Source organism: Pseudomonadota bacterium, assembly GCA_010028905.1.
GTDB lineage: Bacteria > Vulcanimicrobiota > Xenobia > RGZZ01 > RGZZ01 > RGZZ01.
The window spans coordinates 1-15,330 of record RGZZ01000072.1 but is presented as its reverse complement, the minus strand read 5'-3'; the positions used below and the strand labels follow the sequence as shown (position 1 = coordinate 15,330).

Annotated in this window: 18 protein-coding genes; 3 read left to right on the top strand and 15 right to left on the bottom strand. The window is 64.5% G+C overall.

Features of this window, described 5'->3' with window-relative positions:
* Window positions 1–26: 26 nt before the first annotated feature.
* Window positions 27–554, top strand: coding sequence for a hypothetical protein (locus tag EB084_07605; GenBank protein NDD28116.1), 528 nt, complete (start codon window positions 27–29; stop codon window positions 552–554).
* Between the two features lie 57 nt (window positions 555–611).
* Here EB084_07605 and EB084_07600 read toward each other — a convergent pair whose 3' ends face one another.
* Window positions 612–1,124 carry a hypothetical protein gene (locus EB084_07600; protein ID NDD28115.1) on the bottom strand — a complete coding sequence of 171 codons (513 nt, stop codon included), beginning with the start codon at window positions 1,122–1,124 and terminating at the stop codon, window positions 612–614.
* A 175-nt stretch (window positions 1,125–1,299) separates the two neighbouring features.
* On the opposite strand from EB084_07600, the gene EB084_07595 reads away from it, so the two are divergent.
* Window positions 1,300–2,379, top strand: coding sequence for a UDP-N-acetylmuramate dehydrogenase (locus EB084_07595; protein NDD28114.1), 1,080 nt, complete (start codon window positions 1,300–1,302; stop codon window positions 2,377–2,379).
* Window positions 2,380–2,415: 36 nt separating this feature from the next.
* Here the strand turns inward: EB084_07595 and fliP are convergent, their stop codons facing one another.
* The 10 genes from fliP to EB084_07545 form a co-directional block, all read right to left on the bottom strand.
* Window positions 2,416–3,000 carry a flagellar biosynthetic protein FliP gene (gene fliP / locus EB084_07590; GenBank protein ID NDD28113.1) on the bottom strand — a complete coding sequence of 195 codons (585 nt, stop codon included), beginning with the start codon at window positions 2,998–3,000 and terminating at the stop codon, window positions 2,416–2,418.
* Window positions 3,001–3,095: 95 nt separating this feature from the next.
* Window positions 3,096–4,052 carry a flagellar motor switch protein FliN gene (gene fliN, locus EB084_07585; GenBank protein NDD28112.1) on the bottom strand — a complete coding sequence of 319 codons (957 nt, stop codon included), beginning with the start codon at window positions 4,050–4,052 and terminating at the stop codon, window positions 3,096–3,098.
* 63 nt (window positions 4,053–4,115) lie between these two features.
* Entirely contained in the window at window positions 4,116–5,063 is a 948-nt protein-coding gene (locus EB084_07580; GenBank protein NDD28111.1) for a hypothetical protein, read from the bottom strand.
* Window positions 5,060–5,869: a chemotaxis protein MotB gene (locus EB084_07575; protein ID NDD28110.1), complete on the bottom strand. Its 810-nt coding sequence runs from the start codon at window positions 5,867–5,869 to the stop codon at window positions 5,060–5,062. Before EB084_07575 ends, EB084_07580 begins: the two co-directional genes overlap by 4 nt.
* A gap of 174 nt (window positions 5,870–6,043) precedes the next feature.
* Window positions 6,044–6,865, bottom strand: a complete 822-nt coding sequence (locus EB084_07570; GenBank protein ID NDD28109.1) for a flagellar motor protein — start codon at window positions 6,863–6,865, stop codon at window positions 6,044–6,046.
* A complete protein-coding gene (locus tag EB084_07565) occupies window positions 6,855–7,100 on the bottom strand; it encodes a flagellar protein FlbD (protein ID NDD28108.1) in 246 nt (81 codons plus the stop codon). The genes EB084_07570 and EB084_07565 overlap by 11 nt, the downstream gene beginning before the upstream one ends.
* A 281-nt stretch (window positions 7,101–7,381) precedes the next feature.
* Window positions 7,382–8,515 carry a flagellar hook-basal body complex protein gene (locus EB084_07560; protein NDD28107.1) on the bottom strand — a complete coding sequence of 378 codons (1,134 nt, stop codon included), beginning with the start codon at window positions 8,513–8,515 and terminating at the stop codon, window positions 7,382–7,384.
* A complete protein-coding gene (locus EB084_07555) occupies window positions 8,172–9,029 on the bottom strand; it encodes a flagellar hook basal-body protein (GenBank protein ID NDD28106.1) in 858 nt (285 codons plus the stop codon). Before EB084_07555 ends, EB084_07560 begins: the two co-directional genes overlap by 344 nt.
* 42 nt (window positions 9,030–9,071) lie before the next feature.
* Window positions 9,072–9,497 carry a hypothetical protein gene (locus EB084_07550; protein ID NDD28105.1) on the bottom strand — a complete coding sequence of 142 codons (426 nt, stop codon included), beginning with the start codon at window positions 9,495–9,497 and terminating at the stop codon, window positions 9,072–9,074.
* 56 nt (window positions 9,498–9,553) lie between these two features.
* A complete protein-coding gene (locus EB084_07545) occupies window positions 9,554–10,939 on the bottom strand; it encodes a flagellar hook-length control protein FliK (protein ID NDD28104.1) in 1,386 nt (461 codons plus the stop codon).
* Between EB084_07545 and EB084_07540 the strand changes: the two genes are divergently transcribed.
* Window positions 10,852–11,208 (top strand): hypothetical protein, encoded by a 357-nt coding sequence (locus EB084_07540; GenBank protein NDD28103.1) that lies wholly within the window; start codon window positions 10,852–10,854, stop codon window positions 11,206–11,208. The genes EB084_07545 and EB084_07540 overlap by 88 nt on opposite strands.
* A 102-nt stretch (window positions 11,209–11,310) precedes the next feature.
* Here the strand turns inward: EB084_07540 and EB084_07535 are convergent, their stop codons facing one another.
* The 4 genes from EB084_07535 to EB084_07520 form a co-directional block, all read right to left on the bottom strand.
* Window positions 11,311–11,490, bottom strand: a complete 180-nt coding sequence (locus tag EB084_07535; protein NDD28102.1) for a hypothetical protein — start codon at window positions 11,488–11,490, stop codon at window positions 11,311–11,313.
* Window positions 11,444–12,130, bottom strand: coding sequence for a sigma-70 family RNA polymerase sigma factor (locus EB084_07530; protein NDD28101.1), 687 nt, complete (start codon window positions 12,128–12,130; stop codon window positions 11,444–11,446). Before EB084_07530 ends, EB084_07535 begins: the two co-directional genes overlap by 47 nt.
* Before the next feature lie 326 nt (window positions 12,131–12,456).
* The gene (locus tag EB084_07525; GenBank protein ID NDD28100.1) at window positions 12,457–13,176 is read right to left on the bottom strand and encodes a DNA-binding response regulator; all 720 of its coding nucleotides are present in this window, start codon (window positions 13,174–13,176) and stop codon (window positions 12,457–12,459) included.
* Window positions 13,177–13,180: 4 nt separating this feature from the next.
* Window positions 13,181–15,064, bottom strand: coding sequence for a sensor histidine kinase (locus EB084_07520; protein ID NDD28099.1), 1,884 nt, complete (start codon window positions 15,062–15,064; stop codon window positions 13,181–13,183).
* Window positions 15,065–15,330: the final 266 nt, after the last annotated feature.

Here is a 15,330-nt window from a genome sequence, read left to right as displayed (position 1 = left end):
GCCAATCTGCACTCACGGCAAAGTCGTTGGACGCACCCTCCGGCGGCACTCGAACGCAGCCTGCGAAGAGCGACGAACAGGGCAGCGCCAGCAGACCCACACAAGATGGTGGTCTGGTCGTGGGAATCATGCGCGTGCAGAGATACCCGATGTCGTGCGTGGTCTGGGGCTATGTGTACAATCGATCAGGCACGAAGCGTGACCTTGAGACCAACTTCAAGCTGAGAACCGCCGATGGAAACCTCTGCCAGAAGGCCACGACGCAGTTCCAGGGCCAGGAATACACGGTGGAGCATAACGGAATGCTCTACTTCTGGCCCGCGTTCACGTGGCAGGGCGGAGGCGACGACACCGCACCGCAAGGATACGGAAACACATCGCGCAGCGTGCAGCTGGGCTCCCTCGAGGTCACCGTAGACGGTCGCAAGTACGTCCTTCCGGTAACGAACGACAGCACCAGCCTCGGCCCCCTGTCAGCCATAGATGCCAGTCTCGCAAGCCAGATCCGGGCCCGACTGGGGTCCTATCCTGACCAGTACACCGGGACGCAATAGCCCGGCATCTGCCGCGCTTACGCGGAGGCCATCCTTGTACAGCCCAGGCGAGGCGAACTAGCGCCCCATCTCGACGATGCCCGAGACCACCAGCCCGCCGTTCGGCCCGACGTCGACGTCATAGTCGACCTCATCACCCGCCTTCAGGTCGGCCACAACCGCCCGGTCGCCCACGCGATAGTGGCTCACGCCCGCATCCACGCCCAGCGACTCATTGGCCTCATGCTCGATGGTCACCCCGAGACCGTCAGCGTCGATAGCGCGAATCACCCCATGCCCCCGTGCAACGACACGAGGGGAGGCCGATGACCCTGCGTGTGGCGATGCGGCCTGGGCTGACGGTTCAGGCTGTACCCCTGGGCTTGGGGACGCGGGTGCGGCGGAGGACGGAGACGCGACAGCGGGAGCCGTAGACACCGACGACACCGGATGCGGCGTGCCCCCCTTCCCCCCTGCCGCGGAAGGCGTACCGGGCGTGGGCGAGGGCGCGGTCGACGGTGCCTGACAGCCCGACGCGACCAGGGCGACGACGGCGATTGAAAGAAGGGCAAGGCGCTGAATGGAGAGCATGATGCTTCCTTGCGCTGCGAAAGCCCCGACCTCCTTTCGCAGATCACCCTGGCGAGCTGCGCTGCACCCCCTTCTCGCCACGAGCAGGGGACCTCATCGGTGCGTGGAAACCCCTGGCTGAGACAACCGGCCCGGCCTCTCCCCAGGCTGCTCTGAGAGGAGTCGCACGCCCTCGATGCGCCCCATCATCAATCACGACGTGCCGCTTGCCCCGTTGACCTCACTGGGGGTGGGCGGGTCCGCACGGTTCTTCTGCGAGGTCGTCGATGAAGACGGCGTGGCGCACGCCATTGCCTGGGCAGAGGAGCGGAGCACCCCCTGGACGGTGCTCGGCGGCGGCACCAATGTGGTGGTCTCAGACGACGGCTACGACGGCCTCGTGATCCAGCTCGACATGCGCGGCATCAAGTCGACCATGGCCGCTGGATCCGCCCGCGTCACCGCACTTGCGGGCGAGCCCTGGGATGGCTTCGTGGCGCACTGCGTCTCTCGCGGATGGGCCGGCATCGAGTGCCTGTCGGGGATTCCCGGTCGCGTCGGGGCCACCCCCATCCAGAACGTGGGCGCCTACGGACAGGAGGTCTCACAGACCATCGAAGTCGTGCGCGCCTTTGACACCGAGAAGGCCGACATGGTTGAGCTGGAATCGGCGGCGTGCGGCTTCGCCTATCGCGACAGCCTCTTCAAATCGCACGCGCCGGGCCGTTACGTGGTGACCGCGGTCACCTACCGCCTGGTCGTCGATGGCGAGCCCACCGTTCGACACGGTGAGGTCTCCGAAAGACTTGCCGAGCGAGGTCTGGGGGCGCCCACACTGGTTCAGGTGCGCCACGCCGTGGTTGAGGTGCGTCGTCGTAAATCGATGGTGCTCGACTCGTACGACCCGGATTCCCGCAGCGTCGGTTCGTTCTTCGTCAACCCAACGGTCGACGCCCAGGCCTGGGAACGGATCGTCGAGGCGGCCCGCAGCCACGATCTCATCGAAACCGATGACGTCCCTCCCCACCACGTGATCGACGAGAAGTACAAGCTCTCCGCCGCCTGGCTCATCGAGAACGCGGGGTTCTACAGAGGCTATGAGCGCGGAGAGGCGGGCCTGTCGTCGAGCCACTGCCTCGCCATCGTGAATCGCGGACAAGCCACCGCGCGAGACGTCATGGCGCTTGCCCGAGAGATCGAGTCCGCCGTTCTAGAACGCTTCGGCGTGGGGCTGATCCCCGAACCTCGATTCATCGGCCCGATGCCTTCTCTATAAGCCCTCCGTCAAGTCGAAGGTGACACGGCCGAAACGTCAGCGGAACGAGGTCACCAGCGACTTGATGACCCGGAACCAGCCATCGGCGAGCACGAAGACGAGAATCTTCATGGGCAACGAGATGCTCATGGGCGGCACCATCATCATGCCCATGGCCATGAGCATCGATGCCACCACGATATCGACCACGAGAAACGCGATGAGCAACATGAAACCCATCTGAAAGGCGGTGCGCAGCTCGCTCGTGGTGAACGCGGAGATGAGAACCCCCGTGGGCACCTCTTCCTTGGTCTTGTACCGAGCACGGCTCACCGCCTCTGCGAACAGCGCGAGCTCCTTGTCGCCCGTATAGCGGAACATGAAGTCGCGAAACGGCGCGATAGCCCCCGTGTACGCCTCCATGACAGGCTTCTTGTTGTCGAGATAGGGGCCGATTCCATCGTCGTACGACTTCTGCAGCGTTGGCGCCATGGTGATGCCTGTGAGAATGAGCGCAAGCGAGATGATGAGCGACGTGGGGGGCAGAGACGGGGTGCCGATGGCGTAGCGCACAAGCGAGAGAACGATGACGATGCGCGTGAACGACGTCATCAAGATGAGAATCGCGGGGATGACCGACATGACCGTGAGGATGCCCGCCACGCGGAGCACGCTCGAGATCTCGGTGGGAGCGCCGTGCGAGAGGAAGTTCCCCAGCGCGTTCGCCGTGCTCGGGTTCACAGACGCGCACTCCGCAGGCGATCCTCCTGGTTGACGACATCGCGAACCTTGATGCCGAACTTGTCATCCGCCACGATGACCTCACCATACCCGATGAGCTTGCCGTTGACCAGCAGCTCGAGCGGCTCACCCGCAATCTTGTCGAGCTCGAGAACAGAGCCGGAAGCCATCTGGAGAACCTCGCGCAGCTTCATGCTGCGTCGCCCGAGCACGGCCACGAGCTGCATGGGCACATCGAGGAGCAGACCCAGGTTCTGCGAGGTATCGCTGCTGCCCAAATCGCGCGTTCCCAGCTGCGGAAACGATGTTGACGGAAACGACTGCGGCGCCGAAGATGCCTGTGCCTTGGGGGGCTGAGCGGCCTCGATCTGTGCAGCGAGGGCCGATTCGTCGACCACCATGGCGAGATGACCGATGCGGTTGTTTCCCTCGAGGACCTCGACGCCCGCGTAGACGCAAGAAGACGACGAGAGAAGCAGCTCAGCGCGCTCGAGCACGCCCGGCATCACCGAGATCTGCACGGGCCGTGCGAGCTGGGCCGACAGTGCCTCCTGCACGGCCGACGCCACCCCGCCGAGCGCTTCTGCAAGAACCGAGCGCTGAAGATCTTCGAAGGTGCTGATGAGGGTGTCACGATCCTCACCGATCATGCAGTTCACCACCGCCATGGCCAGCAGGCGCTCGATGACGAGCAGACCCTCCACCTGGGTATCCGCCGCCGTGATGGTGACACGAACACCCATGCGCTCTTCTTCACGGATGGGGAAGCGCTTGGGGTCACCCTTCCAGAACTTCACGATACCCGTGCCCAGGGAGAGACGCGTCAGCGTGCCGATGGCCTCTGCTCCCGCAGTGTTGGCCCTTGCCGCGCGCGCATTCGTGAGCAAGGACATGTCGAACTCGCGGGTCGCGCTGTCGGCCCCTTCAGCCTGATGTGCCGTACCCTCAGTCATGGCCTTGACCCTCCTCCATTCAACGAACGGGTGCAGACAGATGCCTGCAAGCCGTGCGTCCGGTTAGATTGACCTGGTGAACGATTCGTCTTTGCCGTCGGCGACGAACGGGGTGACAATCTCGACCGCCATGTTGTCGTCGCGCAATCCGGGCTTTGCAATGAACTTGGGAACGTCTGAGACATGCACCAGAACGGGACCCTCGAGCATGATCTCGTCTCCCGGGGCAAGCGCCATGAGCTGACGCAGGCTGACGCGACCACGTCCGAGATGCACCTCGACCGGCACATCAACCGTGGCCACCTCGTCGAGCATCTTCGGATCGAGCGGACCCTGGCCGAAGGCTCCTCCCATGCCGTGGCGCATCTGCGGCAGCTTCGGGCGAAACCATGCGAAGGGAAGGCACACCGTGATGTACCCGACGGCGCCATTGATGTTCACGCGAAAGATCTGGCGCAGAATCGTCTCTTCAGGGGCATACGAGCGCGGCACGAGCGTGGCCTCGGTCTCGAGCTTGTCGATGCTGGGGGTGAGCGAGTCATCGCCGAAGGTCTTCAGATAGACCGACAAGATCTTGAGCAGCACCTTGGCGAACAGCTTGCTCTCGAAATCGCTGAGGTCACGCTCTCGCTCGTAGATGGGCGTGATGTCGTTGCCTCCCATCATGCGCTCGAGAAAGCCGTTCATGATGTTGAGCGAGGCGATGACGAGCCCCTGTGACTGCTCTGGTCCGGGCAGGAACACGCCCATGACGCGACCGCCCCGCTCTCCCTCGATGGGGCGGAAGACATCACGATAGTGAAGGTCTTCTACCTCGACCATCGACATTTCGACGACGGCCTGCAGGATGGTGCCGAAGTGGATGCAGAGCAGGCGACAAGCCGGCACCGACTGGTTTCGCAGCACCGACTTGTGCTCGTGCGAGACCTTGTCAGGGCGGGTGAAGTCGTAGGGCTGATAGCGCGAGGGATCTTCCGTTTTCTGTTGGGCCTCTGAAGGGCTCATGATCACTTTCCTCCTCTGCCACCAGACTTGGCGTCGCGCTTGAGCACGACGATCTCGACACGACGGTTCTGGCGTCGATTTGCGTCACTCGTGTTGGGCAGCCGGGGTCTCGTCTCACCATATCCGAGCACGCTCATGCGTGAAGGGTCGATGTTCGACTGCCGGATGAGAACCTCGGCCACATTCGTTGCGCGCATGGTCGAGAGCCCCCAGTTCGTCTTGTAGGGCCCGCCAGAGAGCGGCACGTTGTCGGTATGCCCCTCGACGCGGACCTGGTTTGGAAATGACTTGATGGCCTGGCCCACCGCCAGGATGATGGGCATGGCGCCGGGTCGTACATCGACGTCACCCGTGTCGAACATCACTCCGTCCGCCACCAGGGTGACCACCAGGCCATCATCCTCCCGATGCACCTGCAGCTGGCGCTTCCAGCCCCGTGCCTGCGCCACGGTGTTGAGCTTCTCCGCCAGACGGCGCAGCATCTCCTCATCTGCGTCGGCATCGCCCCCGTCTGCCGAGGGATCTCTCTGTGGAGGGGCGTCGGGCGGAACGGCCAGGGGCACCACGAGTCCCGCGGGAGCAGATGAGGGGTTGTCACTGGGTGGCGGCGCAGGTGGCTTCGCCTCCGTCTCCATGGCACTGGCCAGGGAGTGCGAGAGACTCTGGAACTTCTGCTCGTTCACCTTCGACATCGCGTAGAGAATCAGGAAGAGACAGAAGAGCAGCGTGATCATGTCCGCGTAGGACACGAGCCACCGCTCATGTCCTCCGGCCGCATGCTCTTCGTGGAACACCTTCTTCTTTCTCGCCATCGACCTTCAGGGCTCTCCCGTCACGCACCGAGGATGTCGCGAAGGGCGATCACCGGCGCACTCCCTTACATTGTCGGTTGCCGCGCAGAACACTTCAGCCACCTTCGCCGAATACCGAATCTCTTTCAAACCAGAGGCACGCCCAACGCCTGGTGCGTTTCCTCGAAGGCTCCGCTAGGCAGCCTTGGTCTTCGACTTCTTCTTGTCGTCGCCCTTGGGCGCGTCTCCGCTCGCAGGTTTGTTCTCGACGTGCGCGGGAACAAAGCTGCGCATCTTCTGCTCGACCCACAGGGGGTTGTCTCCGGACTGCACCGCCACGAGGCCGGTCTGAAGCATCTTGTAGTACTCCATCTCCTCGCGCCCGATGCAGCGGATCTTGCCCGCCATGGGAAGCACCGCCATGTTCGCGATGCCCACGCCATAGAGCGTGGCCGTGAACGCCGCTGCGATGCCCGCGCCGAGCTTCTCGGGCTCGGAGAGGTTTCCGAGCACATGGATGAGACTCGTCACCGTGCCGACGATGCCAAGGGTGGGCATGAACCCGCCGAGCATCTCGAACATCTTCTCGTCTTGCTTCACCTTGTAGTGCTGCGCCTCGAGCTTGGAATCGAGAACATCGGCCAGAGCCTCTGAATCGGCCCCGTCGACCATCATGCGCAGCGCCACCTTGATGAAATCGTTGGTCTCCTTGGCAATGGTGGGCTCGAGCGAGAGAACGCCGTTGCGGCGGGCCAGCGTGGCCACCTCGATCATGCGCTTGATGGCGCCCTCCCAGTCATGCGACGCCCCCTGGAAGCACATCTTGCACAGCGCGAAGAAGCGCATGAACTCGTGCCACTGGAAGGCGAGAACCATGGCCCCGAGCGACCCGACGCAAACGATGAGAAATGACGAGACGCTGATGTAGGCAGAGACGTGCCCACCCTCCATGGCCACACCGACGGCCACGCCGCCGAAGGCCATGATCAGCCCGAACAGAGTCGCCTTATCCTTCATCGTGATCGGTGTCTCCCATCGCGATGCTCTGGATCAGGTGCGGCGGAGGGCGCTTGACCCCGATGGAGCGCTGGTAGTCGACAACCGCCTGCACCACCTCATCGACGCTCTGGCTCACAACCAGGCGTCGGCCCGTGGTGAGAAGCACGATGACCTCGGGCGTGACCTCGAGCATCTCGATGAGGTCAGCATTGATCACGACGGGCTGACCGTTGATGCGGTTCAACCGGATCATGCGCGCTCCCGCTCGTTTCGGCAAGGTGTCGGCGCCCAGATGCCGATGGCACCCGACGCCGCTCAGCGAAGGCCCTCGCTGGGGGGGAAGAACAGTTTTCTGAGTCGACCGCGGGTTCCCCTCTCGAAACCTCTGCCTGCCGCGCCGCACCGCCGCGACATCCCCTGAAGAACACGCGCGCCGGCCCCATGTCGGGACCGGCGCTGCGCACCTGGACCCGCTGGCGCGGGCCCAGACCGACGACGGCACGGCGCGAACCGTTCCGGTCACGCCAGCAACGTCTAGTTCTTCAGGTTTGCGATGTCAGCGAGCACCTGGTCGATGACGGTGACCATCTTCGAGTTCGCCTGGAATGCGCGCTGCGCCACGATCATGTTCGTGAACTCCGCACCGATGTCGACGTTAGAGTTCTCGAGCGAACCCGCAGTGATCACGTTGTTCCCCGTGTAGGCCGGAGAGCCGGAGGCGGCGCTCTGGGTGAGCATGCCGTCTCCCAGACCCACGAGTCCCTGCACGTTGGGGAACGTCGCCAGCGCGACGCGACCAAGATGGATCTGCAGGCCGTTCGTGAACGAGCCGTTTATGGTACCGTCGGTATCGACACCGATGCTGGTGAGGGTTCCCGGCGGCGTGCCGTCCTGCGACTTCTGGACGACGTTGGCCACGGTGGCCACTGCCTGGTTGGTGATGTGTGAGAAGTCGAGGGTCATGTTGAGCAGCTCCGAGCCGTTCGAGGGCTGATAGGCAACCTGCGGGTTCGCCGTGCTGAGGGCCTTGTCGTAGACGCCGTGGTTGTCGAAGAAGAGCTTGCCCGTGCTGGTCGACGCATCACCATCGACAGTGGCGGTGTAGATCCACTCCGCGCCGCCCGCACCCGCGCTCGGCACCACCTTCTGGTAGGTCAGCACGAGCTGATGCGACGTGCCCAGCGAGTCGAAGATCTGACCCGTCACCGTGCTGAGCAGCGGGCCGCCAACCGTTCCATCCGCCTTCGAAGCCGGCTGCACGGCCACGGCCGACGAGGTGAGCGTAGACAGGTCGAGACCCACGTTCTGCGTGCCTTCCACAGTCTCACCCACCCCCACGCTGAGGGTCTGGCCCGCCACACCGTTCACCAGCGAGACCTTGCCGGCCGCGTCGAAGGTGATGGGAATGGCGGTGGCGTTGGTGTTGGTTCCCGTCCAGGCTCCACCAGCGGTGAGACCGTTCACGGTCATGTTCCACACATCGTCGAGACCCGCGTTGTTGGTGACCTTCGTGAAGGTGTAGCTGACCGTGTGCTTGGTACCGTTGTTGTCGACCCAATCGACGTTCGGGGAGTTCACCACGGCGCCCGCCGCCGCCGCCGAGTCGAGGGCCCCCGCCGTGAACGAGCCGTTTGCCGTTCCTGGCGGGGGCGTGCTGCCGTCGAGCACCCCGCGAGATGTTCTTCGTCACCAGCGACTTGCTGAGCCCCAGGGGAATGGTGAGCTTGCCCACGGGCTGCGCGGTGTCGACGTTGCCTGTGGCGTCTGCTGTCCAGCCCATCACCGGGAAGCCCGAGGCGTTGACGAACAATCCCGTCTTGTCGATGGAGAAGTTGCCGTTGCGCGTGTAGGCGAGGTTGCCGTTCACCTGGCGCAGCACGAAGAACCCGTCGCCCGTGATGCCCAGGTCAGTGGGCTTGCCTGTGGGGGTGAGACTGCCCTGGGTGTACTTGGCGTTCTCCTGCCCCACCTTCACGCCTTGCACCGACTGATGCGGGTTGATGCCACCGAGTGTGCTGGTGGGTCCCGACGCCGGTCGCGACACGCTGGCGATGAGCTCCTGAAACGAGATGGTGGTCGCTTTGTAGCCTGGCGTGGACACGTTTGCCAGGTTGCTGCCCACGACGTTGAGCGCCTGCTGGAACGTACCGAGACCCGTCACTGCCGATGAGAGAGCTTCCATGTTCGTATGTCCTCCTCGAAGTTGTGGTTTGAGCTGAAACTGCTAGCGAACCGAGGTGATGGTCGAGAGCGGGTAGTTCCCGCCTCCCACCTGAACCTCTACCTGGCCGTTGCTGGTGACGACCCCAGTCACCTGCCCCTGCGTCTGCACCCCCGTCTTCGGGTCTGTCACGGTCACCTGCCCTCCGATGAGACTAGCCCCGAGTAGCAGCCCCTGAGACTGCGCCCACGAAGACATCGCCTGATTCATCGAGTGCGACTCGCTGACCAGCTGCATCATCGACATCGACTGCACCATCTGGTCGCTGCTGGTCGGCTCGAGCGGGTTCTGATTCTGCATCTGTGTCACGATGAGGCGGAGAAAATCGTTGTTTGTCATGCCGTTCGCACCACTGCCTGATGGCTTCGTGCCAGGGGAAGCCGCGGACCCCTGAGCACCCGCAATCGCGTTCATCGAACCCATCGCCATGTCGTTTCTCCTTCAGCGCGTGGAATTGGTCAACCGAGTGAAACCGGGTCTGGCCCTCAGGCCTGGAAGTTCACCGCTCGCCCCATGCCCGTGATGCGTTCGATCACGGCGGTGGGCGTCGCTGGGCCCGTGGCCGCAACACCTCGCCGAGGCGCGCCTGCCCGAGCGGGAGTCTCTGGCTCATCCGGGCGGCGCCCGAAATCGCGAGACCCCCCATCCTGCGTGCCCACAGAGACCTGACCGAGCGCGATGCCGTGGTGCGCAAGACTGGTGCTCAGGTGGCTCATCTCCGCGGCCACGACCTTCTGCATCGCAGGGTTGGCCACGGTCACGTAGGCGTGAACCAAGCCCTTCTCCTCGACCACCCGCACGTGCAACGAGCCGAGAGCTGGCGGATCGAGTCGCATCTCGACAACGCGGGTGCCTTCGGGCTTGCCTTGCTTCTGCGCCTGCGCGAGCTCACCGGCCACGCGCACCACCTCATTCACCATCGAAGGCAGAGGGACCGGTGCCGTCTGGGTGACGATACCCGCCTCGCTCGCAGCCGGAAGCGCCACGGCCGCGGAAGAGGCCACCCCTGCCTGCGCCGACGCCGCGAGATCTCGCTCCGCGTCGGTCGCCTGGATCCTCGTTGCGGCGCGCGGCGCATCGCCCAACGCGTCAGTCCCGCTCTCGAAGATGAAGCCCTGGGAGGCACGACCGCGAGACGTCACGGCTTCACCCGACAGCGATGGTGCGTTCGTGTCGTCTTGCGCGGCACGCGTGACTCGTCCCCATCCTTTGAGCTCTTCGAGCAGGCTCGGACCGCTCTGACCCACCGCCAGGGGAGCGGGCGACACGCCCAGCTGCGTTGCAAGCTCGGGCAGCGCGGCCTGTTCCACGTGGAACAGGTTGCCTGCAGACACCGCAGCCTGAGACACAGGCGACAGGCCCTGCTGCTGCGGCGCCAGTCCCGCCGAAACCCCAAGGTTGAACGGGACCTTCAGTGCCGGCGACGTTCGCTGCGACGACAGGCTTGCTCCGCGAGCGCGCAGGTCGAGCTGCATTCCCACGGTGGGAACGTCCGCAGGCGCGTCTTGATTTGATGCGGTTGCCTGAAGGCCCTGCGCCAGCACGCTGGCTCTTCCTGTCTTCGGAAGCGTCAGGCTCTCTCGCTGCGACACCGCTGCCGTGGCGATCTCAGGAACGTTCGATGGCGCTGCGTCGACCTGCTGGGTCTTCCCCTGCACTGAGAGCTGCTGCGCCTGGAGGGGGAGCGTCATCGCGCTCGGAGACGTGGGTTGCGCAAGCACATCGACCGCCCCAACAGGCGAAGAATCGAGCGGCAGGGCCGCGACAGCCTGCTCATTCACCGGTGACACGTCGGACGCCGCAGGCGCCACCGCCACAGGCGCCACCGCCACAGGCGCCACCGCCACAGGCGCCACCGCCACAGGCGCCACCGCCACAGGCGCCACCGCCACAGGCGCCATCACCTGCTGCGCGGCCGCTTCCAGGCGACGGCGCTCCTCCGCGGCGGCATCGTCTGCCTCAGACGCCAGCTCGTCAGCGCCGTCGTTCAACGGCTGCTTCGATGCGTTCGGATCGACCTGGGCGGGGGGAGCGCCGAGATCGGCCATCAGCAGCGCAAAGCCCTGGTCCTGGTCGGCATTGCCCTTGGCGCCGAGCCCGTTGGCTCTTGCCTGGCTGCTGGCGGCGACTGACGATCTGATTGCCTGCATCTCATTCCTCCGAGCGGGGGGATGGTGTCTCGCACCACCTCGTGTACCGCATTTCGTCGAAATCGATGAGAAAATTAACAGGCATTCAGGGCTTAATTCTCATTGCCTCGTGCCGATAGCCACGCGTTCCCACCCTGGAAGATCTCACGCCAGAACGAAGAAGAGCCGCTCTGGAAGCGGCTCTTGACGAGATTGAAGCGGTGGCGCAAGCCGACGTCGGCTCGATCAGCCGACCCCTTGGAGCAGCTCTTCTCGATGCGCTGCCACAGCAAGCTTGCGGCGTGCCCTGAAGAGCGCATTCTCGAGCTGCTTGCGCTCCACCGCGAGGCGGTCCGCCAGGTCGAGGTTCGATTCCCCGTTGAGGCGTGCCATCAGCACCTCCCGCTCGAGGCCAGAGAGGCAGGTCGCAATCAGGCGCATCCACTCGCCCGTCGCCAGCGCTCCGAGCACCTCGTCTTCTGGGCTGGGACGGTTGCAGGGACGCTCGACCACCGCACCCGACTCGGCGGTGAGGCTGGACGCGTCGGTCAGCACCATGTGCTTGCGCCGCGTGGCCTGGCGGAGGCTGCGAACGATCTGGTTGCGCACGCACATGCTGGCGTAGTCCTCGAACTCACGACCGCGGTCGGCAGCGAATGTGCGAATTGCGTGATGAAGGCCGGCCAGGCCTTCCTGAACGAGATCTTCGGTCTCTCCTCCAGGAAGGAAGAACTTGCGGCAGATCTTGTGTACGAACGGCGTGTAGCGCCGGAAGAGCTCTCGCAGAGCGCTACCCGAACCGAGACGGGCCATGGGCACCAGCTCGTCGGTGGGCACCTCGGCCAGCCTGGGCGTTGTCGACGCAGTCACGACGGGTCCCAACGCGCGGACCTTCGTCGCTTCGCCGTGGGTGCCTTGCTCAGCACGCATCATAGCGGTTCCTCCCCGATTCCCCTGTGTTCAGTCTCTATCCGCCTGCTTGGAAGGCACGCGGTCCGAACCACCCTATGAAATGAGTATACGCATGAACTTAAGGGGACAGAAGAGGGAAATCCCCCCCAAAACGGAGGGGAAGTTCCCCCCAACATGGGTGGGGGACGACGGGGGAGATTCCCCCCTGTCCCCAGGTCAGCGGGGGAAGTTCCCCCCTCGCAACAGAAGCCGGAGGGGGTAAATCCCCCCTGGGAAGTCGCGGAAGCGGGGGGAGATTCCCCCTCAGGGCATGTCGCTCGACCGCACCCTCTTCCAAGGGGGGAGCCCTACTCCTGGACGATGCCCATTCGAATCGCCGCGCGAACGAGGCCCGCGACGTCACGAACGTCGAGCTTCTTCATGATGCGCTGGCGGGTCTTCTCAACCGATTTCGACGTGATGTAGAGGCGGCTGGCGATCTGAGGCCCGGTATACCCCTCGGCCACCATCTGAAGCACGTGTCGCTCTCCCTCGGTGAGCAGCAGGTAGGGATCGCTCTCGTCTTCTGTCTGGAGAAGCCGCACATAGTCATTGACGATCTGGTTGGCGATGGTGGGGGAGAAGTGCGTGACCGAGCGCGCCGCGTTGCGTATGGCGTCGACGAGCTCAGCGGCCGACGACGTCTTGAGCACGTAGCCCGTCGCGCCCGCCCGAAGCGCGCGCGCCACCATGTCTCCGGTGGAGGCCTTCGCGAGGAACACCACGTTGCACGTCGGTACCTTCTGCTTGATCTGACGTGCCGCCTCGAATCCGGACAAGGAGGGCAGCATGTCGGAGAGCAAGGCCACCTTGGGCCTGAACTTTACGCACGCGTCGACCGCCTCGACCCCATCGTGCACCTGCGCGATCACCTGCAGGTCTGTCTGCGCTTCAAGAATGAGGCGAATCCCCTCCGTCACGATGGGATATTCGTGTGCCTGCAGAACCGTGATCCGTTCATCGGCACCCGCGGACACGTCAACGAGGCTCGGAGGGGCGATGTTGAACGGATTCGTGCGCGACGGCATCGACTCAGCGGATTCCAGACTGCGCCAGGTCGTCAGAGGCTCCGCGCTTGCCGCCCGAAGCAGAGGGCTTTCGCTCGACCGTCACGGGAAACCGCACGATGAAGCGCGTCTTCTCTGCTGACCGCTGCACCTCGATGGTGGCGCCGTGCCGCTTGACGATGCGCGCGCAGCCCGCCAGCGCCAACCCCTCTCCCACGAGGGTTCCGCGCACCGGACGAAAGGGCTCGAAGGCGTGGGCCACGTCGCTTGCGGCAAAGGGAGTGCCGTCGTCTTCAACGGTGACCACCGCCTCCCGCCCCTCGACATCGAGAGAGATCAAAACCTTCTTGCCCCCCGCCGCTACCGCCTGATCGAGAAGCGTGAGGAACAGGCGCTCGAGATCACCTGCGTCTGCCGTGACGGGAGGAACCCCCTGGGCAGACTGCACCTGCACGTCGACCGCGGCCTCATCGAGCGCCAGTCTCCGCCGCTCGAGACACGTTCCCAGCACGACATCGAGCTCGACGCTCGCACTCGCTAGACCGCCCCCCCCGAGCGCCTGGAACTCTTCCAGGAGCCGCCCGATGCGGGAGAGATCAGAGCGCGCCGCCTCGACCCGCTCACCGACGGCATCATCAGCACGGGTTGCCAGCACGACGGCGAGGCTGTCCTGAGCGGCTGCCAGCGCAATCTCGACGCGCCCGAGAACGCCGTCGACAATCTCGTCAGACGGGGCACGATGCTCACGGTCGAGAAGCTGCTGGCGCAGGTTGAGCTCGGCCGTCTCGGCCTGCAGGTGCTTCTCGTGCAGGCGGGCGTTCTCGACCAGGTGGATCTCTTGAAGCGAGAAGGCGTGCGCCTCGCTTCCCACCACCTCGAGAACCCCCACCGTCTCTCCGCTGAACTTGAGCGGCGCCACGAGGAACGAACGCACCGGGCTTCCCGTTGGAAGAAAGGCGTCATTGGTGTCTGACACATCGCTGGTCCACCAGATGCGCCCCCCTGGAGACTGCCGCTGCACGGCCTCATGGAACGTGGTGAGCGCCTTGTCGGAGAACGGCTTCACCGGGAGCAGCGCTTGATGCCGTGTCTCTGACGCCCCCTCGTCTCCGAACACATAGATGCCGCCGGCGTCCATGCCCAGCATCTCGATGACGCGACCCAGCGCCTCACGAAGTATCTCATCGAGATCTTGCGAGTGAGCCAGGATGCGCGCCAGCCGGTTGAGCGCGTGCAGCTCGGCCACGCGCTCCTCGAGCAGGGACTCGGTCTCCACAACCCGCCCCACGAGCTCGGCACGCATGCGCGTCTGCCGCTGAAGGAAGCCCAGGCAGCGCTTCAGGTCTTCCTCAAACGAGAAACCCTCGAACGACGGCGGCGCTGGGCGCGGCATGTAGTAGAAGTTCTCGCAGGGCGACTCTCCGGTCCAGATGGCGCGATGGATTCGAGTGCAGTACCAGAGCGCCTTGCTGTCAAACGACGTCGGAGGATACAGATGCACCATCTGAATCGGGTAGTCACGGCGGAGCGCCGCCATCTGCTGCTGGTACTCGACGATCTCGTCGATGGTGTATCGCTCGGCGGTCCACGCCATGTCGTGAAAGAAACAGACCCCCAGCGGCTCGTCAGGGGGAGCGTCGGCGATGCGCGCAGCCAGAAGACCGGGCAGCACGTCGAGCTTCAGATCTGCGGAGCGGGTCAGCATGTGCACGGGCGACGCGTTCTCGCGCTGCGCCACCCGCAGGTCGCGCTCGAACGTGCGACGCGCAGCGTCGGGGAGACCGCAGATGATCGTGCTGCGCTGACCTCCGCCCGTGGAGACCAGCTGGACCAGGGAGCTTCGAAAAGCCTCCCACTCCTCGAGAACGCACAGATCTGGCTCGAGCCATGCCGGTGATGCGAGTTGCAAGCGTTTCCGCTCCTTCGTGTTCGCTTAAGGCACTTAATTGTACCCTGCCCTCGTCCGATAGGGTGAGTGTCGCGGGACGCCTGCCCGCCGCGAAGACGGCGGCCCACCACGCGAAGCCCACGTTGCGAAGGAGCGACAGACGCAATGAAATTCAATGACCAGCGGAGCCTCTCCTCTGTGGCGAACACCCCATTCCGCGGTCGCTCACGAGGCGTCAGCTCCACCCGCGCCGCGGGGGCACCCCTGGTGGCCTTGCTTGCGCTGAG